Source organism: Pontibacter toksunensis (assembly GCF_042686245.1).
Classification (GTDB): Bacteria; Bacteroidota; Bacteroidia; order Cytophagales; family Hymenobacteraceae; genus Pontibacter; species Pontibacter toksunensis.
This window is the reverse complement of record NZ_JBHUOX010000005.1, coordinates 100,342-124,059: the sequence shown is the minus strand read 5'-3', so window position 1 is coordinate 124,059 and position 23,718 is coordinate 100,342. Positions and strand designations below refer to the sequence as shown.

Annotated in this window: 24 protein-coding genes and 1 tRNA gene; 18 read left to right on the top strand and 7 right to left on the bottom strand. The window is 35.7% G+C overall.

What is annotated here, in order from left to right; translation table 11 throughout:
- Positions 1–120: 120 nt before the first annotated feature.
- The gene (locus ACFS7Z_RS08565; protein ID WP_377483378.1) at positions 121–957 is read left to right on the top strand and encodes a hypothetical protein; all 837 of its coding nucleotides are present in this window, start codon (positions 121–123) and stop codon (positions 955–957) included.
- Positions 958–1,363: 406 nt separating this feature from the next.
- On the opposite strand, the gene ACFS7Z_RS08560 is transcribed toward ACFS7Z_RS08565, so the two are convergent.
- The gene (locus ACFS7Z_RS08560; protein ID WP_377483376.1) at positions 1,364–1,894 is read right to left on the bottom strand and encodes a hypothetical protein; all 531 of its coding nucleotides are present in this window, start codon (positions 1,892–1,894) and stop codon (positions 1,364–1,366) included.
- A 177-nt stretch (positions 1,895–2,071) separates the two neighbouring features.
- Complete coding sequence (locus ACFS7Z_RS08555; protein ID WP_377483374.1) at positions 2,072–3,535, bottom strand: RDD family protein; 1,464 nt, start codon at positions 3,533–3,535, stop codon at positions 2,072–2,074.
- A gap of 848 nt (positions 3,536–4,383) precedes the next feature.
- Between ACFS7Z_RS08555 and ACFS7Z_RS08550 the strand changes: the two genes are divergently transcribed.
- Both ACFS7Z_RS08550 and ACFS7Z_RS08545 read left to right on the top strand, forming a co-directional pair.
- Positions 4,384–6,624, top strand: a complete 2,241-nt coding sequence (locus ACFS7Z_RS08550) for a hypothetical protein (RefSeq protein WP_377483372.1) — start codon at positions 4,384–4,386, stop codon at positions 6,622–6,624.
- A gap of 450 nt (positions 6,625–7,074) precedes the next feature.
- Positions 7,075–7,464, top strand: a complete 390-nt coding sequence (locus ACFS7Z_RS08545; protein WP_377483371.1) for a hypothetical protein — start codon at positions 7,075–7,077, stop codon at positions 7,462–7,464.
- 186 nt (positions 7,465–7,650) lie between these two features.
- Here ACFS7Z_RS08545 and ACFS7Z_RS08540 read toward each other — a convergent pair whose 3' ends face one another.
- Together ACFS7Z_RS08540 and ACFS7Z_RS08535 are read right to left on the bottom strand one after the other, a co-directional pair.
- Positions 7,651–7,914 carry a transglutaminase domain-containing protein gene (locus tag ACFS7Z_RS08540; RefSeq protein WP_377483785.1) on the bottom strand — a complete coding sequence of 88 codons (264 nt, stop codon included), beginning with the start codon at positions 7,912–7,914 and terminating at the stop codon, positions 7,651–7,653.
- A 132-nt stretch (positions 7,915–8,046) separates the two neighbouring features.
- Complete coding sequence (locus ACFS7Z_RS08535) at positions 8,047–8,511, bottom strand: hypothetical protein (protein WP_377483369.1); 465 nt, start codon at positions 8,509–8,511, stop codon at positions 8,047–8,049.
- A 455-nt stretch (positions 8,512–8,966) separates the two neighbouring features.
- Between ACFS7Z_RS08535 and ACFS7Z_RS08530 the strand changes: the two genes are divergently transcribed.
- The 3 genes from ACFS7Z_RS08530 (at position 8,967) to ACFS7Z_RS08520 (ending at position 12,313) form a co-directional block, all read left to right on the top strand.
- Positions 8,967–9,785, top strand: coding sequence for a caspase family protein (locus ACFS7Z_RS08530; protein WP_377483367.1), 819 nt, complete (start codon positions 8,967–8,969; stop codon positions 9,783–9,785).
- A gap of 11 nt (positions 9,786–9,796) precedes the next feature.
- Positions 9,797–11,290, top strand: coding sequence for a hypothetical protein (locus ACFS7Z_RS08525; RefSeq protein WP_377483365.1), 1,494 nt, complete (start codon positions 9,797–9,799; stop codon positions 11,288–11,290).
- A gap of 750 nt (positions 11,291–12,040) precedes the next feature.
- A complete protein-coding gene (locus ACFS7Z_RS08520) occupies positions 12,041–12,313 on the top strand; it encodes a hypothetical protein (RefSeq protein ID WP_377483363.1) in 273 nt (90 codons plus the stop codon).
- A gap of 336 nt (positions 12,314–12,649) precedes the next feature.
- On the opposite strand, the gene ACFS7Z_RS08515 is transcribed toward ACFS7Z_RS08520, so the two are convergent.
- Positions 12,650–13,222, bottom strand: coding sequence for a heme NO-binding domain-containing protein (locus ACFS7Z_RS08515; protein WP_377483360.1), 573 nt, complete (start codon positions 13,220–13,222; stop codon positions 12,650–12,652).
- 473 nt (positions 13,223–13,695) lie between these two features.
- On the opposite strand from ACFS7Z_RS08515, the gene ACFS7Z_RS08510 reads away from it, so the two are divergent.
- From ACFS7Z_RS08510 to ACFS7Z_RS08470, 9 genes are all read left to right on the top strand, one after another.
- The gene (locus tag ACFS7Z_RS08510) at positions 13,696–14,250 is read left to right on the top strand and encodes a hypothetical protein (RefSeq protein WP_377483359.1); all 555 of its coding nucleotides are present in this window, start codon (positions 13,696–13,698) and stop codon (positions 14,248–14,250) included.
- Between the two features lie 15 nt (positions 14,251–14,265).
- Positions 14,266–15,162: a hypothetical protein gene (locus ACFS7Z_RS08505; RefSeq protein WP_377483358.1), complete on the top strand. Its 897-nt coding sequence runs from the start codon at positions 14,266–14,268 to the stop codon at positions 15,160–15,162.
- Positions 15,163–15,192: 30 nt separating this feature from the next.
- Positions 15,193–15,630 (top strand): hypothetical protein, encoded by a 438-nt coding sequence (locus tag ACFS7Z_RS08500; RefSeq protein WP_377483357.1) that lies wholly within the window; start codon positions 15,193–15,195, stop codon positions 15,628–15,630.
- A 62-nt stretch (positions 15,631–15,692) separates the two neighbouring features.
- Positions 15,693–15,992, top strand: coding sequence for a hypothetical protein (locus ACFS7Z_RS08495; protein WP_377483356.1), 300 nt, complete (start codon positions 15,693–15,695; stop codon positions 15,990–15,992).
- Between the two features lie 146 nt (positions 15,993–16,138).
- On the top strand, positions 16,139–16,549 hold the full coding sequence (locus tag ACFS7Z_RS08490) for a hypothetical protein (RefSeq protein ID WP_377483355.1): 411 nt from the start codon (positions 16,139–16,141) through the stop codon (positions 16,547–16,549).
- A gap of 357 nt (positions 16,550–16,906) precedes the next feature.
- The gene (locus ACFS7Z_RS08485) at positions 16,907–17,650 is read left to right on the top strand and encodes a hypothetical protein (RefSeq protein WP_377483353.1); all 744 of its coding nucleotides are present in this window, start codon (positions 16,907–16,909) and stop codon (positions 17,648–17,650) included.
- A 92-nt stretch (positions 17,651–17,742) separates the two neighbouring features.
- Positions 17,743–18,246 (top strand): GNAT family N-acetyltransferase, encoded by a 504-nt coding sequence (locus ACFS7Z_RS08480; protein ID WP_377483352.1) that lies wholly within the window; start codon positions 17,743–17,745, stop codon positions 18,244–18,246.
- Between the two features lie 185 nt (positions 18,247–18,431).
- A complete protein-coding gene (locus ACFS7Z_RS08475; protein ID WP_377483351.1) occupies positions 18,432–18,803 on the top strand; it encodes a VOC family protein in 372 nt (123 codons plus the stop codon).
- A 126-nt stretch (positions 18,804–18,929) separates the two neighbouring features.
- Complete coding sequence (locus ACFS7Z_RS08470; protein WP_377483349.1) at positions 18,930–19,400, top strand: DUF2306 domain-containing protein; 471 nt, start codon at positions 18,930–18,932, stop codon at positions 19,398–19,400.
- A 729-nt stretch (positions 19,401–20,129) separates the two neighbouring features.
- On the opposite strand, the gene ACFS7Z_RS08465 is transcribed toward ACFS7Z_RS08470, so the two are convergent.
- Positions 20,130–20,203, bottom strand: a tRNA-Arg gene (locus ACFS7Z_RS08465).
- A gap of 173 nt (positions 20,204–20,376) precedes the next feature.
- On the opposite strand from ACFS7Z_RS08465, the gene ACFS7Z_RS08460 reads away from it, so the two are divergent.
- Positions 20,377–20,790: an organic hydroperoxide resistance protein gene (locus tag ACFS7Z_RS08460; RefSeq protein ID WP_377483347.1), complete on the top strand. Its 414-nt coding sequence runs from the start codon at positions 20,377–20,379 to the stop codon at positions 20,788–20,790.
- 241 nt (positions 20,791–21,031) lie between these two features.
- Here the strand turns inward: ACFS7Z_RS08460 and ACFS7Z_RS08455 are convergent, their stop codons facing one another.
- A complete protein-coding gene (locus ACFS7Z_RS08455; protein ID WP_377483345.1) occupies positions 21,032–21,844 on the bottom strand; it encodes an alpha/beta hydrolase in 813 nt (270 codons plus the stop codon).
- A gap of 184 nt (positions 21,845–22,028) precedes the next feature.
- Here ACFS7Z_RS08455 and ACFS7Z_RS08450 point away from each other — a divergent pair, with 184 nt between their 5' ends.
- A complete protein-coding gene (locus ACFS7Z_RS08450) occupies positions 22,029–22,733 on the top strand; it encodes an esterase family protein (RefSeq protein ID WP_377483343.1) in 705 nt (234 codons plus the stop codon).
- 16 nt (positions 22,734–22,749) lie between these two features.
- Positions 22,750–23,709, top strand: coding sequence for an ATP-grasp domain-containing protein (locus tag ACFS7Z_RS08445; protein WP_377483341.1), 960 nt, complete (start codon positions 22,750–22,752; stop codon positions 23,707–23,709).
- The last annotated feature ends 9 nt before the right edge of the window (positions 23,710–23,718 follow it).

Here is a 23,718-nt window from a genome sequence, read left to right as displayed (position 1 = left end):
TTTTATAGAAGGTTAAGTATATGCTATATTAGTTGTACACTTCCTATGTTTAGCCTTATCTAAGTGGCTATTCTTATTTTTAAGCCTATGCCGTAGTTAATATGTATTGAATTTCGTGATATGGGAAGGTCTTCTTCAAATGAGCAAACATTAAAGCTTGCTATAGACACATTAACATTCGAAATAAAGCAGCTAAAACATCAAGTAGAACAGCAAGAAAAAGCAGTTCAAAATGAAAAGTTAAAGGATAAAGAGTCTACTCCTACCAAAGTAGAGAGCTGGATTAAGAATTTGGTTATGGTACTTGGAATTCCTGGAATTTTCGCTGCTCTATTTTTACAGTTTAGCCTGACAAGAAATACAGATGCGCAAGTCGAAAAGACAAGAGCTGAAACTGAACAAATCCAGGTAAATACGCTGAAGCAGAAAACAGATATACTAATTGATACACTTCTCAGTCAAAAAACAAAAAATTTAGAAGAATACAAGTCTCTGATAAATAATGAACTACCAAAATTAAAGGAAGCCGTTAAGCAGTTTGAGGAAGCGACTGTAGTAAGGCAAAATCAAAACACTCTTTTAAAGTACGTAATACTATGGATTGTTTTTATTGCTATAGGGTTCTTTTTTAACCTTATTTCTACTTTTTGGAGTAGCCTTTTAAACCTATCTATGCGCATTATTTATAAGAAAACACAGGACAGCTACAACAATAAAAGGCAAGAAAAACTAAGGCATATATCAGAAGTTCTACTACACTTACTTATCCCTTTGCCGAGCATCTTAGACTTGGTTGTAAGACTTTCAATATTTATAGTTCTAATTATTCCTTTATTCAAAGAAACTGCCCTGCTTCTCGGTTCTAATATTGAATTTCATAACATTCTTGGAAATGTTAGAGAGTGGGAGTTCTCAGCAGCCCTTAAAAGCCTTAAGAACATCTTGTTTCCAGAATGACCTAGAGCCCCTTTTTTGTGATGCTATTTTAGAGGTGTTGTCGGGGGTGCTAAATTCGTTTCTTATACTAAGCATATCTAAAGGCCCTAAAGAAGAACTCTTTAAAAGAAATCTGATTATAAACTTAATATAAACAACTTTCTTGTACACCCCTTTCAACATCTCATGCACGATGTAGTACGGTCTCTCATACTAGGTAATCCTGCTTGTCAGGTGCTGCCAAATGATACTCCCCAAGCAATTCGGTTTCGCCCAAACCACGTTATTCCGCTTCTGCTGCTACTTAACCTTCCCAGTAAAAATCAACTAAACATTCGAGCGTTTGTTTGCTGGTGAATTCACACTAGGCAGAACAACTTACTCATTCAAAGAATCGGAAGTCAAAAAATCAAAATTATACAAAAGTTTAATTCTCAGCTTCAAATAAAGGGATAAGGAATGTATAAATTGGTACAATCAGCGTAGCATAAATAGGGTTTAAATTATACCAATCTAGCTGTGCAAAAGGCCCTCCAATAGCAAAGACCCATACGCAGAAGGCAAATGTAGATATTAACAACTGTGACTTTTTATTTACTTTCTGTTTCTTCCATAAATATAATGGAGTGACAACAACACCAAAGGCAAAAATTAACCAGTGGATTATATTGTATTGATTGTTACCTGAAGATAGTAAAGGCCTACAAGTTAGATATAAAGCAATGATTTCTGTTGGAATGTATTTAAGAAGCCTGGATAAGTAGTTATCAGGTTGTGTTGGCATTTGCTTCTCTATTTCCTCTAATTGTTCAAAAGATATATCATGGTTTGAGGCTTTCACCAATCCTACCTTTTTGAAAGTATTGTAATCTACTTCTAGAAGGCCCTTCTGTAGTGATGTGATGTCGAGTTGACTCAGGGTCTTGATATCTTTTTCAGTAACAACAGTTCTTATCATGGTTTTATATATTTCTCTTATGGCTGTAAGCTATAGGTTTGTCTGCCTAAGATGCTTTTAGTAAATAATTGATTCTTCTAGAGAATATTAATTACAATAATCAGTAAGCTCTATAGCCTCGAAAAAGTATTTATTCTAAAGTTTTGGATGTGTAACCCTTTTTAGCTACTAGCTCTTCTACTCTGTTCTCTCAGCTGATGCTGTATTGAAAACCACAAAAGTTTTAGATAATTTATCATGAAAAGATTGTCTCTTTCTATCAAATAAAATTAAAATAAACCCTATAAAGAATAATTTTGATAAGTTTCTTAAAAATGACTGTGATGGTTTTAATTGTTGATTCTGATAGTCTACTACCATTATACCCATTTGTTTCTTTCCTATGGTTCCATGTATATATGAAGCTTCATAAATTGTAAAATAGGAAGTCCAAATAATAATGAATATTACTAAAGAATTAATCCCGCTAAAGGTATCTGGATAAGCTAGAATAACTGAAATTATAATAATCAATGATGCTACCACTCCAATTATAACAAAGTCTATAAAAAATGCGACAGAACGTAACCATAATCCAACATACTTTTCTTTTTTATATAGCTTATTTTGCTGTTCAATTTTGACAGAATCACTATATAATGTGATTTTATTTTTAAGATCTAAAATTTTCAAATACCTTTTACTTAACTCTTCTTCATAAGAATCAATATAGGTAATTAAATCTCTTGCGCTTCTATCGGTAGCTTCTTTATCTGAAATCAAAGAAATGCTCTTCAATCTTTCAGATAAGGAAGGATATAAATCTCCTACAAGAGTACTTTTTTTGAGTTCATCATTGATGGCTTCATTAGCAATATCCTTATAATTATTGAAGTTTATTTTAAGGTTTTGATAAATATTGTTCGTTTTGTTTAAACTCAGACCTATGTAACTATGGATAATTTTATTGAAAACAGGTAGGGAACCTATTACATTTGTCAGCCCTGTCGTAAACACGTTTCTTCCGCAAATACTGCTAGCTATATAATCTGCTCGGATTTCTCTTAGGCGAGATATCTTCGCATGTATTTTTTTAAAAAGCTCAAGATACCAACATATGAAATAGAACTGTGGCATCATGACTAATGAAACTAATTCATTAATATTTTTCGCAATCATCTGAGCATAAATTTTTTTTCCCGTAGAGAGACTAAAATATGCTGGAGTAACAAACGAGCTATATAATGTATCAAAACCTGTAAAGTGTGCTAACTCATGAGCGAGTATAGCTCTAAGTTGATCAACAGTCAAGTAATGAAGGAGCGGTACACCTATAACTAATATTCTACCTTTCGCTAATTTGCCATTCATCAATTTTATTTTCCCTTGTACAACATAAAGAGTAGGCTCTGCATGTAGCACAATAGAGTTTGGCAATCGAGTGTTTAGTAAATTACATAGGTTTACCAGAAACAACTTCAATTCGTATTCTTCATCTAAAGAAACAAGTAAGCCTATCTCCTTAGGAGTTTTTGTGGAAAAAACAGAAAGTAACGCCCCTAACAATGTGTAAAAGCTAATTGCTAATCCCAGATAAAGTAAAAAGAAAATAAATACTTGAAAACTTAAAACTTTTTTAAGTGAAAGAATAAACTCAAGCAATAACGAAGAAATAAGGTAAACGAGAAACAGTGAAAATATCAGAAATACAAAAGTTAAAAGTGTGAGTGTTATAGATTTGATTATCAACACCTTAACTTTCAGGGGTAATATATAATTAGGTTGATGCAATTTGCAAACTTAGATTTCATTAATATAAATTTATACTCATAAAATCTAAATTAGTTACTATATTGAAGGAACGTTGTGCCAAATAGAAATTCAGAATTTTTCAACCCTTTGAATTGTCTTTAATTCTGTGATTCTATATGAAAGAAGTAAGTTTGGAATTATTAGCATAAGTATCATCAAGCTGAATCTATTTATAGTTATGAGTATTAGTAGACAACAAAATGCAAAATATCTACTAATCATCTATAGAGGCCTTTTCTTGGAATCATGTACACTTTTGATTGAGGCTTTCTCCTTAAAGAATGATTCTAAAACTTGAAACCTTTTGATAGTTGAGGTATTTTTTCAAGTGGCGATTTACTCAAAAATATATTTAGTGTTGGTGAATAAGAAAAATATTGTAAAATTATGATTAAATTTTTAATATACTAGATGTTATTAATAATTTAGATTTGTAATATAAAATTATCAATATTATTTTGCTTGATCTTAGATTAAAATGCTCCTATTGTCAAAATTATATTTTTTATTTAAAACTATAGACAGCCTAAACAATAAAGCCAAATACTCTTCATCAAATAACTCCTGTCGCAGTACTTAATTTAAAGTTTAGAAGAATTGCACAGTCTTATAATATTAAAATTGCGTTGCAAACATGTTTGCTTTACTATAGGGGAAGTATTTTCTTAAATTATTATAATATTTAATTCAAATATATTATGAAATATTTATTTACTATTCTGTTGTTGACTACTTCTATTATTTCATATGGAAATGATGTTAGTCTTTATAGCCAAAGTCAAAACTCCTTTTTGATTGGTGGTAAAGCGACTATTATCACCAAACACAGCAAAGAATATTTTGAATACTTGAAAAAAAACGAAGTTAAACTTTCTATCGCTGGAATTAGGATCCCTTACGAATTAAGCATCTATCAAGATAGCTTACTTAAATGGGAGCTAAATATTCCTGCTTTAAATAAGCTCGTTGGAAAAGATAAAGAACTTTATTTTGATGATGGTACGAATAAGAAGAATTCTGTCAAAATTAATTTATTTTCAGAAAAACCTGATGTTCAAAGTTTCAGCATAAATAATGGTGAAAATGTAGTCTATACTGATATGTTAGAACCTCAAAATATTAAATTAACTCTTAATAATGCGGCTTATATTAATAAACTTGTTTTCATAGATAAAAACATACGAATCAAAGGAACAAATACAAATACTATATCTTCATCTAGTATTTATTTCAAAACTGATAAGAATAATACCTTATCATTAAATTTTGTGCCTAAGGACTTTAAGTCACTTGACTTTCTGCTTTATTACACAAATAATAAGTTTAATTCAGTTTCTACCGATACTATAAAATTAGATATTTCAAAAGATAAAAGATTCAATGAGCAAAGGTTTAATACATCAACAGATGCAAATTTGTACATAGATGATTTTGACAGAACTAACTCCATGCCTAAGATTTATTTTGAATTTGGAAATAATACTATAATAGGTAAAAACTTCAAGATTCTGAATGAAAATCCTAACATAAAAATATCAACTTTAACAGGTGACGAATTTGATATGCCTAAAGACAAAAAGGTTCAAGTTTTAATAAGTAACATTAAAACTCACGGATCTTATGAAGTTAAAGTTACTAGTAATAGTGGTGAATCTTTTTCTTCCTTATTAAATGTGCTTCCTAAACCAGAAATTAAAGAATTCACCATTTCTAATAGTGTTAATAATGAAATAAAGAGAGATTTCACAAAAATCTACTCGGTGATAGTGAAGGGAAGTCAATTGCACCAAATGAATGAAGTTCAACTTGAGCTTGTAAGTACTACTTCGTCCAACGCCTATCCTTTAAAGAAACTTTCAAATATTGATGCTGACAAAATTGATGCTCAGCTTGATTTTACATTAAATCAAAACCAAAAATTGCCAGTTGGTAAATACTATTTGCAACTAATAAGATCACCCAACTTTATAGAAGGTAGAAAAATTTATCCTTTACATGCTAAGCAAATAACTGTTACTTATCCTAATAGAATATTTACAGACCAGGTAAATTTAGTTAGTTTAAAAGATCCTCAACTATTCTACAAAGAAAGCATACCGAAGAAGTACAATGCCTTGAAGCAGCATCTCTTAGCTGAAGGCAGCAATATAAGTCTGATTATATCTCCAAATATGAAATCATATAATGAATATGGTCCTCAATACTTAAAAGTAACAGCAACACATATAAAATCGGATGGAAATGAGGTTTTACTAAATATAAAAGAAAAAGAGAAAGATTTCATTACAGTATTGGATAGTGCAAAACATATCGATTTAAAAAAAGAATTTGGAATAGAAAGTCTGAATGTTAATGAAAAGATAAAAATAGTTCTGAGCCATTCACCAGATAAATATGGCTCAACTATGTTGTCATCAGCTAATGAAATAACTTACCATCGTGGTGTCAGCTTTTTAGATAAAATGGGTGTAACCTTATCAATACCGCCATACCTAGCTTCATTTAGAAACGTTAGAAGGAAAGCCATAACAAAAGACGAAGATGGAAATTCAAACGTTGAATATAGTGGTGAAAAAGAGATAGAATTCCAATCATTAACTATTAATGCTGGACTAGGTATTAAGTTCAGAGATAAAGATAAGTTGTACAAGCCTTCGAGATTTGCTTTAGGAATGTACTTAATGAGTTTAGATTTAGCTGACAATAGTAGTAAAAAAGAGCAAAAAGCTGACACGGATAATCATAACTTCATTGCGAGAGGAAGTATCAACCTAATGCTATTAGGAGAAGTATTGTTTTTAAATTTAGATAAATCTAATGCATATATACCTGGATATTTGGGAATAGTATACATTTTTGATCCTATAGATAGAGGTTCAAAATTCGCTCCAGTTTTAGGTGTAGGTATTGATATCAAATTGTTTGGTTCACATTTGTAGTTAATTGAAACAATTCATAAGGACTTAAATAGAGTACAGATATAAATTAATTGCTTCTTTGATTAGCTTAATATCTCCATACTTAGCCAATTTTTGTTTTTCTTGTAATTATAAGTGCTAGAATAATTATTCATTTTGCGGTATTTCACAGATATGAAGGCAGATGAATATATAGAAAGCCTAAAAATTGAGGAATTAGAAAGAATTAAACTAATAGAAGAAATTAATGAAATAAGAAAACCTACATGAAAGAAAATTTCATTTATATCTGTTGTAGGTACTCTTACGCTCACTTTTACTGCTATTAATGTGTCAATATGGCAAATACAAGGAGATAAAATCAAAGCATTAGAAAGTGAAAAAGCTGCTCTTGAACCAAGAACTAAAGAAATTGAACGGAGGACTAAAGAAGTAGAAAAAAAATAGTCTGATGTTAATACTCTTTACAATTTGGCTGTTGCAGAGAGAGCCGTAGCTCAAAGCGAAAAAGCTCAAGCAGTATCTGAAAGAACTACAGCAGTACAAGAACTTAAGAACTTTGAATTACTAAAAAGAGAAGAAGGGTTGAAAGCAAATATTAAAATATTTAATACTACTAACGAAGAACTTAAAATGCAGTCTCGCGCATATAAAAAGGGATTTGTTGATAGTTATGTGAATAATAATAAATCAGTTAGGATTGATTTTGAAAGATTTTCAACTGAAGGTAATGAAGATGAATTAGAAAAACGGTTAAAAGAGCAATTTCTTTGGACTGCTTTAACTAGATATGAAGAATACATTTTGACTCAAAAAATAAACACAAACCAAAAAATATCTTCTACCATACAAGAGTTGTAGCTTAGCAAATCTGAAAGTCATTGAACAGCATATGTGTCGACTACATAAATGCTACAAAGGTGAAAGACCAAGAAAACTATCGAGCTATTTTCGTTACTGTATATGCTATGTTTGATTTCAGTTCAGATGGCTCTACTAAGAAATTACCCCAAGTTGCGTCTATCCAGAACTCATAACCGCTGAGATTTACATGTGTCCAAGCATGCAAGTCTCTGTTAGGGTCACCATAGTTAGATCACCTATTACAAGCTTAGCCTTTATTCCAGCATAAGAGAACATTTTATGAATCAAGATAGAGTATCCAGCACAGATGCCTTTCCTGCTCTTAAAGGTTCTGTAATAAGTATATGACCTGTAAGTGTGGTCGTATGAGATGTTGTGTTGTATCCATAAAAAGATAGCTCTCATCTTTTCATGGTCATACTCATATTTGTGAGTCAATAGCCACACAAGTGCTTCCAAATCATCGCTTTGAACAGATACAGCGTGTTGATAGATTTGGCTATCAGCATACTCCCTGAAAAAACTTTTTGCCTCTGACCTACTGCAAAAATTTAAAGTCTTTGGTTTTTGATATAGAGCCTAATATGCCTCAGTTGTATCGCCCCATCGTGCTAATGCATTTACGTATCTCTTAGCTTCCCTGTAGTTCAAGCTGTTTACCATCTCTACACACTTCTCTGTAAGCTTATCTTTTATATACTGGTACTGCTCCTGATGCACAAAACGCTCTTCTGTATCCAGTTGAAGCAGCCTACCATACATCCGAACTATCTCCTTGGTATCATCAAGACCATTTACATAGATGAAGGATGAAAGCTTGTAGTGGTAAAACTCAGCAGATGATTTATGAGTCTCTTTGATGTAGTTTGCTCCAACAAGTTCACCAGCAATTTTAGGTTTATCTACAGACTTAGCTAAATTGAGAACACGGCTATATTCGTGGTTTTTATATAGCTTTCTAATCCTTTTCAACTCTTCAAAACCGTTTGCAAGAAGTAGGTTTGAAATTAATAGCGTTAGTAGCAGCAAGCCAAATCTATTCATAGTTACGTTAGTCAATTTCATTTAAACTCTTAATCCTTAAGCCTGTTTAATTTCTTAAGTGAGGTAGCTTGCTTATATTAATATACTCTCACTGTAATCAATTTATCTTTAGGGTTGAACGCCTTTGATTTTTCTTGATTCAATTTATGCCTGTACACATTCCATATCCGAAATGGTTATAGTGTACTATATTTTTATATGCTAATAAGTTTATGAAGTTGTTAAATATGTATATGTTACTTTTTAAATAAAAAATAAGCAGGAAAAGATAATCAGCAGTCTTGGAAAGGTTTATTACTAGGTAAATTTTTGATATTAATTTATACTTTATGGTGTTACTTATGTAGGAGAACATTCCTTTTACTACGTCTTCTACCACAATAACTTTATTTTATTAGCAGAAGGTGTAACATCCATTATGATATAGTTTGTGGTAATCTTTTGAATAAATAAATATGGCTTCTGGAATTTCTTTACACATAGGACTTAATGCTGTAGATCCGTCTCATTATAGCGGTTGGAATGAAATTTTAAATGCAGCTGAGTATGATGCACATGATATGTATTTGATTGCTTCTGCTTATGGTTATCATGCATCTAAACTTTTAGGAAGTAATGCTACCAGAAATAATGTGATTCATGCAATACAGCAAGCATCAGCAACTTTAAGAAGTGGCGACATCTTCCTTCTCACATATTCTGGTCATGGTGGTCAACTACCAGATTTTAATTCGGAAGAAAATGATGGTTTAGATGAAACGTGGTGCTTATATGATGGGGAGTTCCTAGATGATGAGTTATATTATCTTTGGTACCATTTTAAGGATAATGTAAGAATATTAGTAATATCAGATAGCTGTCATAGTGGGTCTGTAGTAAAAGCAAGAGGTCTAGTTAATGGAGATATTAACATTCCTTACAAATCAAAATCTTTGCCAAGTGAAATAGCTGCATCTACATATTTTAATAATAAGGCCTTCTATGATAACTTAATTTCAAATTTAGAAATCGTCAAATCACACCAAATAGCTGCCAATGTAAAATTGTTATCGGCTTGCCAAGATAATCAAGAATCTAAGGATGGCGCTTTCAATGGAAGATTTACTGGAATTTTAAAACTTGTTTTAAATGGTGGAAAATTTAGAGGTAATTATGCAATGCTGCATAAAACATTGTTGATGAGGTTTTCTTCGTTCCCAGATCAGTCACCTAATCTAATGAATATAGGCAAACAGAATTTTAGTTTTGATAACCAAATGCCTTTTACCATATAACAGATTATTATATGAAACAATTATTAGTAGTCATAATTCTTAGCTTGTTATGTTATGAAGGTTTTGCTCAAAGGGTAATACCATCACAAGGAAATAAGGTTGATAAAAAGAGATTATACTTCTTAGTTCATGATGAAAAACTAAAATATTTTACACTTGAAGATGGAGAAGATGATAAAGAACCAGTAGGTGAGGAACGTTCTTTTGCTCTTAAAAAAAGATACAATAATCTTTACTTTAAATGGTTGAATCCTATCAAATATACTTATGAATGGAAAGATACAACCTATAATGATGAGAGAGACGAAGCTGTTAAGGAGTTTGTTAACATATTAACAAGTCCATTTAGATCAGCAGGTTTAAATATGGATATAGCAGAAAGTTCAAAAGCTTTATCTAAATCTAATCCTGCCGCTGCTCCCGCTGGTTCTACTGGTATTTACGTGCCTTCACCGAGTGGTTTCAACAATGTAGATTTAACTTTGTTGTTTATACTTCTAAGGGATAAGCAAAATACACTTACTCCAAAAGAGATAGAAGAAATTAGTAATTTATCTAAAGAATTAGAAAAATTAGATAAAAAAATTACAAATTCTATATCTGATGAAATAGGTAAACATTTCCAAACTTTAATTGGCATTAAAGATCCAGATCAAGTAGAACTAGCAGTACAACTAGTAAATAGTGATTTGAGTAAATATGAAACATCTTTCAATGAGATTGAAAAATTGAGATCTACTATATCTCAGTCAAACACAGCTTTGTCAATATCTGATGTTCTCTTAAATAGCTACACTAAAAAGATTGTTTCAGATTTTCTTGATGAAGTGTCAAAAGGTGTAAATACGGACAGAGATTTAGTGACTAAGATAAAACCTGTTTTAAATCTACTTCAGGAGTCTATTGAAGATGAGTCAGAAGATCAAGAAGGTTATTTTGGAATAAGAGAAGTTAGTTTTGATGAAGGCAAGGTTTTGAAAACAACTGTGTCTATTACAGAATTCGAATATAAGGCAACTACTAATGAGCTAGAAAAAAAAGATGTAGTTATAAAAAATGAATTATCATTTCGAGAATATGATTTCATTAACGTTTCCGTAAGTACAGGACTTTTCTATGCTAATACAGAACTTACAAATTACGGATTATCTAATAGCGATGATAGCTTTGTAGTAAAACAAGATACTATAGAGAGAAGTACAGCTGTAACTGCGCTTTTTTTGAACTTTGGCATCGAAGAAGGTTCAAGAATGATTTCACCACTAGCTCAAATTGGCGTAGATCCTACTAAAACGAGACCCTTTATCTTGATCGGTGGAGGTCTTTCTATCCCTTTAGCTAAATTTGCTATCACTGCTGGTGGCATTTGGACATGGAATCAAACTTTGGATAAGTTGCAACCAGGGCAAAAGGTGTCTGCAACTACGGATTTAGAAAAAGATATTAAATATAATTTTGAAATGGAGCCGAAGGGTTGGTATATAGGAGTACAGTATATGTTCTAGAAATTGATTGTCAGGTTTGTGGTGGTTGTAAAAGTTTTTGTGCAGCTTATGTAGTAGTAAAACAAAGCTTACCCCTTATACTATGAAGTTGCTGTTCTTTCAACCTCACTTCTAATATGAATAATTTTTACAGATTTATATTTACTAAACTCTGCCAGACTAACACTACCCATCATTTCCATTAGAGAACTATCTGAAATACCTCGTGCGCTCATGTTTGTAACCCAACTTCTTCTACAACAATGAGAGGTAAACAGCTTATGCCTGTATTCTAAGTTGTTCCCATCTCTTACAAGTTTGCCCCAACAGTTTGTATGCACAAGAGGTAGAAATGCTAGATCAGGTTTTTACCTATGGTCGCCCTTTAGAATAGACACGGTTGAAAGAAATGTAAACTGATACAACGCCTATGGAAAAGGATTTTATTTTGAGCAGCCCATTTTACATAATGAATTGTCTGGTTTTGTGTGATTTAAAACTGCATGTGCCAACTTCATTTCCTTTCAGAATATTTCTAAGCATCAGTTCTGTAACATTCATGCTGAGTTTGCAGAAAACGCCATTTCAGCTTATGCCAACGCCTCTTTAACCAGTACGTTTCTACAACAATAGTGGAGCGACTTCAAATAATTATTGTTCCTTTAGAGGTTTGGCAGTATTAAGAATTTGTCTCTAAAAAGATATTAATTGAAGTTGTATACAATAAATGTATTTTTATGTTTACAATATAAAATCTTTAACTAAAACATTATGAAAGTAGATCTTTACACAAAAACAGTTTTGACAGTCATTGCTGCATGCTTAACAGTACTTGTGTTAAAAGAAGTGGAGGTATTACCAAAGGCACATGCAGACTCATCAGTCTCATATACAAAAGGCAATGTGAACTATGGTCTTGTTCCAGTCAATGCAGATGGTACTATAAACGTAAAGTTGTCAACTACTGACGTGGTTAAGGTTGCAGTTGAAGAAGTTGATAGATATGCCTTTAGATATTGTACAGTACCAGTAGAGGTTCAATAGTAGAACATACACCCTTTGGTTTATTATAGCCAAATCTATCTAAGATGGGTTTGGCTTTTCTTTTTTGATAAAATAGGTTCTTCAAGCAATTCCACTCCTAAGCAACGCTTTTCATCAGACCAGCAGTCACGCCAGCAACGGCACGTTCACCAGTGTGCTTGGTGGAGATGGTACAACACTGCTGACGATAACCTAAAAATAAACCAAGAGTTAGGTGCAACTGCTCCATATGTTACCTCTAAGAATAACATCCACTTTAACGCTACTATTTCAGAAAATCATCAGTCTTTGAAACATATGTTCTATCTAAAGTAGTGGTAGACCATTCCAGTGTCTTCAGCTAAGGAAATCAACCTTGATTTGTACTCTTTCTGCATCAGCAGGTGAGAGCAGCATTACCTCCACCTTATCGTTTTCGTTAAAGTACCTGGCAATCCCTTTGACAATGCCCACCGCAACGCCAGCCATTCTGCGTTTGGACGAATACTCTATCATAAGCTGGTCAACGCCCTTTTTTGTTACCAGTAGCTTTGGTGAATTAGTTCTGTTGTCCTCCCTTCTCACAGCACCGTGCATCGCTTCCTCTGTATTGATTAGCATCTCATAAGTACGCCACTCTGGTCGGACATACCTGCTGTACAGCAGCATCAGGTCTGGCACAATGAACTCCCCGAACTGCTCCATCAAATCAAAAATAGACTGTCCTGTGGTCTCGCTCAGACAACCGACAATGGCAAAAATCTCATGAGTAGGATACATCTCCTGCATGTGAAATGACATATGTTCAACGCCTGCCTCTTTAAGTATTTTTACCCAGGTGCTGTGGTCGTAGGTGTTTTCAACGAAGTGTTCGAGCAGCACAAACATGGAGCCGTGCATCAGGTGTAATGCATCGCCTTGTTTTTCCATACAGAAACATTTTATGTCTGTACAATATAGCAAAATAATCCTGTTAAACCTTTTATAAAGCAAATTTATTGCACGAATTTTTTTAAGACAGCCAAGCTTTATAAAAATTGGTTCTTTGTTGCTTCTGTTCTCTATAAGTTACATTCCCCAAACTATTCATCCACTCCAAAACATTCCTTTTCTGCTCCTGGTGCTGCTCAACTTCATTCTGCAATGTATGCCTAAGCAAACTAAGAAGAACCCTAAAATTTGTATAACTTATTATATTAATATAAGTATATTAGCTACTTTACGAATCTTTATGTATCAAAATAAAACAACTACCTGAGTACTAAAACTGGATTCTGCAAAAGGTGTAGTAAGAAGTTGAGAGGCGACACTTCATTGCTCCTTGCTACGCATGTTGGGAAAGTAAATAATTTAAACTGTTCTATCAGTAAGTTTCTTTCTTTTCATTGTTTAATCAATAATTCATGCAAATAGAAACAATATTGACCATAGCAGTTACATCTTTAATATGGGTGTGCGTGCTTGCCTTCTTATATTATAAATTTAACTATAAAACAGAAAGAACAATCAGGGATAGTAAAGATGAGTTGAAGAAGGTAGTTGCCGACTATCAGTCAATGTACGAACTCATTATGAGTAGTAAGAATAATGAAATAAAGAACAGCTATGATAAAGGTTTCTTAGATGCAGAGACTAATAAAGGTTTAACAGTTATAGTTGCTCCATGGAAAGAAGAAATTGAAAATAATACATTTTGGAAAAACAAAAAATCATTGAAAGTCGGCTATAAATATCAACTTTTCTCTAATGGAATCCCTTGCTTTGAACCACATATTACGGTTGTTGAAGAGATTTCTTTAGACAATATAAATAACGAAAATGTCAGTAGAGCATTTGAAAATCTTGAGTCGATTTTAGCCAAGATTCCAAATGTAAGTAGCCCATCTGTGAAAGTATTAGGTGATGCTATGGGTTTAATCAGTTCATCTTTGACTCGAACAAAAATAAATGCTAATTAACACTTGAAAGTAATTATGCCTACTAATTTAAGTACGAAAGCCTACGATACATCGACTTATCAACCAGTGCCAGAGGATAATAAAAACACGGCTGTTTCTGCCATTGATGTTATTTTAAATGCAATGCCAAGTGTGTCTGATAAAATCAAAAAGCAACATCTGTTAAATGGAATGCTGTGGCTTTATACTGAAGGAGCAGGGCAGAGGCAAAAGTGGAAATGCAGGTACAGAAGTGAGCAAGTGTTAAACCGTGACAAGGAGGTAGACATTCAGCATGAACACCTACACACTCGCAGTTATATTAAAGAAGAACTCTTAAGTGGTCGGGTAACTGATATAAAATCTTTTTTAGAAGAAAATTGTATAGGGTGCCTGGTCTCAAAAGAGGAACATAAAAAGTTTGGTAGCAGAGAAAGTGGGTGGGGAAAGTATGCGAGGAATGGAATAAGGATTTTTGACATTGTTGAAAAAAAGTGGCTTGATGGAAGTTCCTTAGCTGTTAATAGTTCAGGAGATTTTACGTCTGATGTAGCTGAACAGCCAGTTACAAAGAAAACACTCTTTCCTAATACTTATATTTTAAGAAATTATCTGACACAAGAAGTAGAGCAACTTCTTGTTCGAAGTGAAATGGAGCAGATAGTGTCCATTTTACCCAAGAAGAAAAAGATTGGCAGCAAGTGCCATGCGCAGTTAATGATTTCCAAAGGAAGACCAGAACTAAAAAGATTTGATAGACCACCAAACATCCAAATCTTCAACAATGGTCGCAATGACTTTGGTAACATGATTCATGACTTTGATGAAGACTACTACAGCGAAGTCGTGGGTGAAAATGAAAACCAGATTATTGTAGAGAACCTGAAGTATGCAGAATCTCAGATTCGCTATTTACGAGAATTGTTAGATTAACTAAATTACAGTTTTACAATCAGAATAATAATGAGTCGGTTTACTATAAGAAGGCTACAGATTGAAGATGTACTTGACTTTGGAAAGGTTGATAAAGGGTACAAGTTCACCGACATATTCGTCTATGACAACGACTACCTGGTGAACTATATCATACCGAGAACAGGAGTTTGTTTCAGAAGCTTAGATGATTTCTTGAAGGTGGGGAATCCTAAGCGTATAAATTTCGACACCTTGAATGAATTTGCTTTAGACTCAGTATTGAACTATTTGGCAAAAAACGAGACATATGTATCTGGTGCAATCCCATGGAGTTTAGATAATATCACATACAATAAAAATATTGGGCATATGTGTGAGGCTAACTTTGAAGAGTTTGAATTTAAGTTTTCCGAAGAACTCATAAGAATCAATAATGAAAAGCTTTTGCAGTTAGAACTAAAAGGCGATAAAGCTTATTGGGAATAGGTGTAGGTGAAAGATTCACCAATTCACATATTTCCAAGCTTACGAGTAGAGCAAAGTAATACATGAGACGAATTTTTGAAGTTGAGCCACCTCAATGGGGGTTAAGGGGAGACCCATATTTATGGAATGCTTTACGAGAATATATGTCTTCTGAAAAGCAGCCTAAAAATGAAGAAGAGTTTGTAATACTATTTCGTAAAGCCTTCGAAATCTTAGCTGGTGAAGATTTAGCACCAGGTAAAGAGATTTTTATTGAAAGCTTCGACAAAGGGGGGATGTCGAGCGGATATGTCTGTGCTGACTGGTGGTTAAGCGATGGGCTTCCGTTATTAAGAAAAAGATTTTCTGAAGTCTTTCTTTAGAAGCTATAATTGAGGCTTTATTTGCTAATGCAGTGCATAAGTTAGTTCATGCCTATTTAACTGATTGACTTACCATAGTTTGTTATACTTTAACTGAATCTATAAGGATGGTGCAGTACTATATGCAGTATCATAATGCAGACAAGATGGGGTACTTCCCTGACTCGGACAGCAAAGATTTTGATAGCATAAAGTTTGAACCTGCCATTCGTAATAACTTATACTTCTTCACAAAAAGACAAATGGTAGAAGAAGCAATCGAAGACAATTGCTTTCTCATCGTAGGTACAAGAGGTAGAAAGAAAAAGGTAGATTTCTATTTATGGTCGTCCTTCAGAATAGACACTGTTAAGAAAGATGAAAATCGCTACAACGCCTATGGAACTGGATTTAATTTTGAGCAGCCCATCTTGCTAAATGAATTGCCTGGATTCAACGAGTTCAAAAGTGCTTGCGCCAATTTTGTTACTTTTCAGAATGTATCTAAGCATCAGTTTAGTAAGCTTCTTATTAAGTTTGCCGAAAACGCCAGTTCAGCTTATGCCAAAAGGTCTTAGCCCTGTGCGTTTGGTGGATTGGTGTCCAAGCCAATGCTCTTGGATAGGTCGAAACCTATTGTTATGGATTTAACATTTAGACAAAAGCCTTTACCATTTTAGGCTGGGAAGATATCATGGGCTAAACCTTGCCATACCCTCTGAATCATCTTACTTTATAAATTACTGATTTTTCAGTATTTACTTAGTTTCGTGCCTTGGTTACCTTTCTTTTATGTGTTCAGGTGTGGAATCAACAACTTGCTGTTCCTATACTATTGACCCAGCAACATAACATCAGACAAGGCTGTATTTCCTAAACTACAAGTGTTAATTCATGAAGATATAGAGAGGTGAAAATTATGTGAGCAAAGGCATATGGAGCAAGATGAGATTAACCAGACAAGTGAAAGAAAGGTTTACACAACCAATTCTATTTGGTATGCGACCTTTTTAGGTGGACCCCTAACAGCAGGTTACCTGATAGCTGAAAACTTCAAGACTTTAGGGCAGAGAAACAAGGTATTAGCCACATGGGTGATAACCATACTGGCAACTATCATAATTTTCAAGTTATCTGAATACGTAACCTCTCACAGATATGCTTTGCCACTCTTCTGTGCAGGAGTTGCTTGGTTGATTGCTATGAATGTACAAGGCAAGAAAATCAAATCATACGTTTCTGCGGAAGGGAGAACATTCTCAGTTATCCATTGTATTGGGGTAGGTGTGGTATGGTGTGCGCTTACAGTTCTCCCTTTGATTGGATACGCATATTTTGCAGACCCTTTCTATAATACCGCAACCGCATATTATGGTCAGCTACGGCATGAGGTCTACTATACTAAAAACATTTATTATGGTGAGGTTGACAAGGTTGTAGATGCTCTTACTCAATCTGGTTACTTCGGTGAGGATTACCAAAGATTTATCTTCTTAGAGAAGAAAGATGATAAATACATTGTTTCAATTTTTATAGAGGAAGATTGCTTGAATGACCAGGAAACAGTTGACTATTTAGAAGAGGTCAGGCTTTATGCGCAATATCATTTGATAGATAATAGGCTTGTGTTTAACCTTTGTGAAGAAGAAGTAACAGAAGTTAGAAAAGTTTTGGAGTAATGAGTTAGCGACTATCACCCTTTTAAAGCTGATGATTTTATGCTGCCCGAGGATGTAGTGGTGAAAGAATAACTATGAGTTAGCCCACACTAATGGATTTCAGCCTTAGACCTTGGATATCGGATGACGTAGAGAGCCTGGTGAAGTACGCCAACAACTACAATGTTGCCAAGAACATGTCTGACGTCTTTCCCCATCCTTACAGTATCGAAAATGGCAAATCCTTCATTGCGTTTGCCACAAAGGATTCGCCTCCAAACATTATGGCGATAGAGATTAATGGAGAGGCTGCGGGAGGCATCGGCATTCACCCGCAAAGCGACATATACAGAAAAAATGCGGAGTTAGGCTATTGGCTGGCTGAGCCGTATTGGGGCATGGGAATCGTCTCTAAAGCCATTATCCAGATGGTGGACTATGGTTTCAGGCACTGGGACATCACCCGAATTTATGCGAGACCTTTTGGTACAAATCTCGGCTCCCAGAAAGTACTTGAAAAAGCAGGATTCACTTTAGAGGCACGACTGAGCCAGACGTTCTTTAAGAATGGTGAGTACATGGATGAACTGATATATGCTGTCAGACGCCCAATGTGATGGTTTATATTTACGTATCGTATTTCCGATAGTAACAGAATAGTGATTGTTGGTAGCTGTGAACCTGTATCAGTAGTGGGCAATGAAATAGCCACTTACCCTCGAACAATTAGTATTAAAACACAACGCTTTTGCAAAGTTGGGTACCGTTACCTGAAGCATAACCACAAAAAAAATAAAGCAATATGAAATTAGGAGCATTTTCTATAAGTCTCAATGTCAGGAATCTTGAGACGTCAAAGCAATTCTATGAGAATATAGGCTTCAAAGTTTTTGCTGGCAGTATGAGTCACAATTATCTCATAATGAAAAATAACAATGCTCTTATCGGAATCTTCCAGGGAATGTTTGAAGGCAATATTTTGACTTTTAATCCAGGTTGGGATGAAAATGCCAGTAATATTGAAGAGTTTGATGATGTTAGAGAAATTCAGCGACAACTGAAAAACAAAGGCATTGAATTAATGAGCGAGGCTGATGGAGAAACTTCTGGACCTGCAAGTATCATGGTAACGGACCCAGATGGGAATACCATCTTAATTGACCAACACCGTTGAGCAAATTAAAACCAACAGTTCTTCTGCTGAAATGAGAATAATGCCTGCAATGTTTTAATGCCTGGCTCGGCTGATAGTCTCATATACCTTATGCACAAATCCGTTAGCATTCACAAGAAATATAAAATGGAACATTTAGTCGGAGATACATACGGGTTTATCCATTTGATTTCATCAATAGTCGCTTTGGTTGCAGGGACATCAGTGCTATTCATGAAAAAAGGAACACTCCGACATAAGCAAGTAGGGTATGTTTATGTAATAAGTATGTTCTTCTTGTTACTAACTTCATTTATGATTTACAGGCTGTTTAACGGATGGGGAGTTTTTCATTATGCAACTATCTTCAGCCTGATAACAATTAGCTTGGGAATGATACCCATATGGACCAAAAAACCATCTAATAAGTGGAAATACATGCATTTCTCATTTATGTATTGGTCCGTAATAGGATTGTATTCAGCATTTGCAGCAGAAGTATTAACAAGGATACCCGACTCACCATTCTTCGGAATGGTTGGAATTTCGTTTGTAATAATAATGCTTGTAGCTGCGGTATCCTTTGGAGCTAATAAATCAAAATGGTCAAGACTTTAGCAGCATCATGAAGAGAATTTTCACAATACATATTATAGTTTTTGGGTTTCTGATTTCGTGCTCAAATCCCATTTCTAAGTGAGTAATTAAATTACACATTTCTTAAGGTACTTATTTAATACTGCTAACTTTAGTAACCTGTATAGCTATAAGTATATCATTACATGCCTCTTTTACAACATTTATCAATCCTAAGGTAACGCCTGCAATTGCACGCTCACCAGTATGTTAGATTGAGATTATGTTATGGTCTATGCTTCTGGATAAGTCGAAGCTCACTTCTACTGGTACGCTGATGGTTGTTTCGAGGCTTATAATAAACATACAAACTTAAATTAGTGTAGAAGTAGCTGTCAAGTAGAAGATGCCTCAAAACAGCTAAAATCGCTTCCATTTGTCCACTCAAGTTTCAGTTAAGTGTACACACATCTACCAGTGTGGTTAATTATCCTGAGTGTTACCTTCAAGAAAAGATTAGGGAAAGATAATCAAAAGAATATTCTGTGAAAGTGGCTTTATGATATAGAAAATGTAGACTGGAAGGGCATTTAAAGGGAGATTTAACAGAATTTCAGATATAACAATTCGAATTACCAGCCATCAAACTTTAATCAAACACAAGAGTCTTTTAATCAAACAAATGCTGAAAATGTTTGATTAAAAGACTCTGATGTAAACATAAAACGCTGACCCTCATTTAGATAGTCAGCGTTCATGTTTGATTAAAAGTGCACCCGAGAGGATTCGAACCCCTAACCCTCGGAGCCGAAATCCGATATTCTATCCAGTTGAACTACGGGTGCAGTGATGCAAAAATAGAAACTAAGCTGGTAAAAGAAAATATTCATCAGCAAATTTTATGCTTGCTTTTTCATTTGTGCCACAGGCTGCTCACGCACAGCCCTTTGCTTCTTTCTTAAAACATTCCGCTTTGCTCTTTAGTTAGATAGAAAATACTAAAACAAACTTAAGAATTATGGAGAAAGTATATACGGCAGAGGTAACTGCCACAGGCGGCCGTAAAGGTCATGTAAAATCATCAGACGGCGTTATTGATATGGCCTTAACTGTGCCGGTAGGTATGAGCAGCGGGGGGAAAACGAATCCGGAGCAGCTGTTTGCTGCGGGGTATGCCGCCTGCTTTCAAAGTGCTTTACTGGTGGTTTCCGCAAAGCATCACGAACAGCTAGATCCGCAGTCTACTGTTACAGCACATGTTGATCTCTTAAAGAAAGAGGATGGAGGATATGCCTTGGGAGTAAAACTGGAAGTAGACCTGAAAGGCGTTGACAAAGACAAGGCCCAGAAAATGGTAGATGAGGCGCACCAAATCTGCCCATACTCTGTGGGTACACGCGGCAACATTGAGGTGGACCTGCAAGTGGTTTAAGTTTGAAAGACGAAAAAGGGGGTGAAGTAGCAGTGCCTTCACAGAGTGCGCTGGTATAGCGAAGAGTTGTCTAAGGGAAAATTAGGTTTCTGTATAATGATGAAGACAAACTAAAAGCTTTATAACTTATAATTTCTCAGCTTTTCGTTAGCATATAAAACAGAGAAGGCTGCCACAATTGGCAGCCTTCTCTGTTTTATGGTTGAACTGAAATCAAAAGAGAGTGCTTATCTGCAATAGCTTACTTTCCAAAAGCCCAAAACAGAAACTCAGGCATCATTCTACCCCAGGTTGGCACGTCGTGCTTTCCTCCTACAAGTTCAATATAGGTAACATCCTTGTTGCGCTCGTAGCCCTTTTTATACAGCTCCAGGATAAGGCTGGTGGTATCGTCTATGGAGTCAATAATGCCGTTCTGGTTCCGGTCCGATTTCTCGTCCTGGGTGCCGGCCTCAAACCAGAATTTCAGGTCTGGCTTTTCTTTACTGCTGCTCACCATTTTGTGGGTAATGCGGTGGTCGTCCGGAAAACCTTTCATAGAAGGCTTGCTTCGCCACCAGAACGAACCTGAGAAGGCACCCATCTTTGAAAAGATATCTGGGTGGCTCCAGGCAATATCAAAGGCAGAGACAGCGCCCAAGGAAAAGCCCTTGATAACACAGCTTGCAAATTCTGCTATATTGGTTTTTTCCTGAATAGCTGGCAAGAGTTCTTCTATTACAAAGAGCCGGTAGTTTTCTGCATCGGTCCCTCTTCCTTTATAATCCGGGTTGCCGGATATTCCAAACTCCCGTAAGCGGTCACCTGCTTTTATGCCTACCGTTAGTACCGGAGCAATCCGGTTCTTCATGTACAAAGGCTGCAGTATCTGGTCGTACTGCATTGATTCAAGGTCCTGACCGTCATTTACCAGAAGCAGGTGCAGGGGCTCTGCCAATCCGTCCACTTCTGGTATGTAAAGCACACACTCTACCTCGCGGTTTAATTTTTCCGAAGGTATCGTCAGGTTCTCCACCTTGATGTTGACCTCAGACATTGTATATTCTAAAAACATTGTAAATCAAATTGTAAATCAAAATAAGAAATAATAATAAATATGGTTTTTTAAGGCTGCTGTTTTATAACATAAAACCCTAACTTATTGTTTTTTAACTCTATCCTGAGATTTTCTCCCGTCTCCTGCAAACATCCTATTAGGAATTTGCCTCGTACCCTTTAAAATACCAATTAAATACTACATGAAAGAGCAGTACCATAAGTGGTATTCCCAGCAGCTCAGTTCAGAAATAGAGATGTTGGTCTACGGCGAACGTGGATATCCAGTTATTCTTTTCCCATCCTCTATGGGAAGGTACTACGAAAGCAAAGATTTCCAACTGACAGACAGCGTATCCTGGTTCATTGAACAGGGACTGGTAAAGCTCTTTTGCATAGACTCTATTGATACGCAAAGCTGGTACAACAAGCAAGCACATCCTGCAGAGCGGGTAAAAAACCACATCTGGTATGATCAAATGTTGTACCACGAGTTAGCACCCTGGGCCATGCATGAAACCGGTCAGGGTAAGGTGTGCGTGGCCGGATGTAGTTTTGGTGGATACCACGCCGCCAACTTTGCCTTTAAACACCCCGACAGGGTAAGCCATATGTACAGCATGAGTGGCGCCTTTGACATCAGAGGCCAACTGGACGGTTTCTATAATGAGGATGCCTATTTCAATAATCCCGTTGATTTCCTGCGCAACGCGAACGACCCGGCATTATGGCAGATGAAAATCATACTGGGTACGTCTGACCACGACATCTGCAAAGAATCGAACCTGGCTCTCTCCGGTATACTAAACGAAAAAGGTATTTCGCACTGGCTGGACATCCGGCCGGACGCAGTCCATGACTGGCCTGTATGGCGCGAGATGTTCCCGCATTACTTATCACTACTTTAAAGCAAACACATTATATATGAAGAAAATTGGAATACTATTCGGACAGGAAAACACGTTTCCGCAAGCCTTTGTTGATCGCATCAACCAAAAAGGAGAGCAGGATATTACTGCAGAAATTGTGCGCATCGATAAGGTGATGCAGGCGGTGGGACCTGGGTATGATGTAATTGTAGACAGAATATCGCAAAGCGTCCCTTTTTACAGAGGAATGCTTCGAAATGCGGCGATCTGTGGTACAGCCGTTATCAATAATCCTTTCTGGTGGAGCGCCGATGAGAAGTTCTTCAATAATGCCCTGGCTGTAAAGCTAGGGGTGCCGGTGCCGAAAACAGTTTTGCTGCCTTCCCGCGACATGCCCGAAGACACTACCAGCAACTCATTCAGAAACCTCAGCTTCCCGCTCGATTGGAATGCCATTTTTGAATATGTTGGCTTTCCGACTTACATGAAGCCATTTGACGGAGGCGGCTGGAAAGACGTATATAAACTGCACGACCCACAGGACTTTTTCGATAAGTATAATAAAACCGGACAGCTTGTCATGATGCTGCAGGAAGAAATTATTTTCGATGATTATTTCAGGTGCTACTGCATTGGTGGAGAACATGTCCGCATCATGCAATATGAACCCCGCAACCCGCATCATCTACGGTATGAGCACGGTAAAGCACCGGCTGCCAAAGAGCTCCTGGACAAAATTGAAGATTACGTTAAAAAGCTGAATCAGTACCTGGGCTATGACTTTAATACTGTGGAGTTTGCCATTAGAGATGGCGTGCCTTATGCCATCGACTTCTGTAACCCTGCGCCAGATGCAGAACTGACAAGTGTAGGCCAGGAAAATTTTGAATGGGTGGTAGAGACAGCGGCCTCCTATGCCATTGAGCGGGCCAAAAATCACAAACCTGATTCAGATAACCTGACCTGGGGAAAATTTGTGAAAACCGGCAGTGCCAAAACCTCCTTGCTGGGCTAGCAATAGCCA

Excerpts from the sequence above, each read along its gene's own strand:
- ACFS7Z_RS08450 (WP_377483343.1), top strand. The coding sequence starts at position 22,029 with ATGAAAGAGCAGTACCATAAGTGGTATTCCCAGCAGCTCAGTTCAGAA.
- ACFS7Z_RS08530 (WP_377483367.1), top strand. The coding sequence starts at position 8,967 with ATGGCTTCTGGAATTTCTTTACACATAGGACTTAATGCTGTAGATCCG.
- ACFS7Z_RS08455 (WP_377483345.1), bottom strand. The coding sequence starts at position 21,844 with ATGTTTTTAGAATATACAATGTCTGAGGTCAACATCAAGGTGGAGAAC.
- ACFS7Z_RS08510 (WP_377483359.1), top strand. The coding sequence starts at position 13,696 with ATGCAAATAGAAACAATATTGACCATAGCAGTTACATCTTTAATATGG.
- ACFS7Z_RS08515 (WP_377483360.1), bottom strand. The coding sequence starts at position 13,222 with ATGGAAAAACAAGGCGATGCATTACACCTGATGCACGGCTCCATGTTT.
- ACFS7Z_RS08550 (WP_377483372.1), top strand. The coding sequence starts at position 4,384 with ATGAAATATTTATTTACTATTCTGTTGTTGACTACTTCTATTATTTCA.
- ACFS7Z_RS08480 (WP_377483352.1), top strand. The coding sequence starts at position 17,743 with ATGGATTTCAGCCTTAGACCTTGGATATCGGATGACGTAGAGAGCCTG.
- ACFS7Z_RS08505 (WP_377483358.1), top strand. The coding sequence starts at position 14,266 with ATGCCTACTAATTTAAGTACGAAAGCCTACGATACATCGACTTATCAA.
- ACFS7Z_RS08565 (WP_377483378.1), top strand. The coding sequence starts at position 121 with ATGGGAAGGTCTTCTTCAAATGAGCAAACATTAAAGCTTGCTATAGAC.
- ACFS7Z_RS08560 (WP_377483376.1), bottom strand. The coding sequence starts at position 1,894 with ATGATAAGAACTGTTGTTACTGAAAAAGATATCAAGACCCTGAGTCAA.
- ACFS7Z_RS08520 (WP_377483363.1), top strand. The coding sequence starts at position 12,041 with ATGAAAGTAGATCTTTACACAAAAACAGTTTTGACAGTCATTGCTGCA.
- ACFS7Z_RS08525 (WP_377483365.1), top strand. The coding sequence starts at position 9,797 with ATGAAACAATTATTAGTAGTCATAATTCTTAGCTTGTTATGTTATGAA.
- ACFS7Z_RS08475 (WP_377483351.1), top strand. The coding sequence starts at position 18,432 with ATGAAATTAGGAGCATTTTCTATAAGTCTCAATGTCAGGAATCTTGAG.
- ACFS7Z_RS08460 (WP_377483347.1), top strand. The coding sequence starts at position 20,377 with ATGGAGAAAGTATATACGGCAGAGGTAACTGCCACAGGCGGCCGTAAA.
- ACFS7Z_RS08535 (WP_377483369.1), bottom strand. The coding sequence starts at position 8,511 with ATGAATAGATTTGGCTTGCTGCTACTAACGCTATTAATTTCAAACCTA.
- ACFS7Z_RS08500 (WP_377483357.1), top strand. The coding sequence starts at position 15,193 with ATGAGTCGGTTTACTATAAGAAGGCTACAGATTGAAGATGTACTTGAC.
- ACFS7Z_RS08470 (WP_377483349.1), top strand. The coding sequence starts at position 18,930 with ATGGAACATTTAGTCGGAGATACATACGGGTTTATCCATTTGATTTCA.
- ACFS7Z_RS08485 (WP_377483353.1), top strand. The coding sequence starts at position 16,907 with ATGGAGCAAGATGAGATTAACCAGACAAGTGAAAGAAAGGTTTACACA.
- ACFS7Z_RS08490 (WP_377483355.1), top strand. The coding sequence starts at position 16,139 with ATGGGGTACTTCCCTGACTCGGACAGCAAAGATTTTGATAGCATAAAG.
- ACFS7Z_RS08495 (WP_377483356.1), top strand. The coding sequence starts at position 15,693 with ATGAGACGAATTTTTGAAGTTGAGCCACCTCAATGGGGGTTAAGGGGA.
- ACFS7Z_RS08445 (WP_377483341.1), top strand. The coding sequence starts at position 22,750 with ATGAAGAAAATTGGAATACTATTCGGACAGGAAAACACGTTTCCGCAA.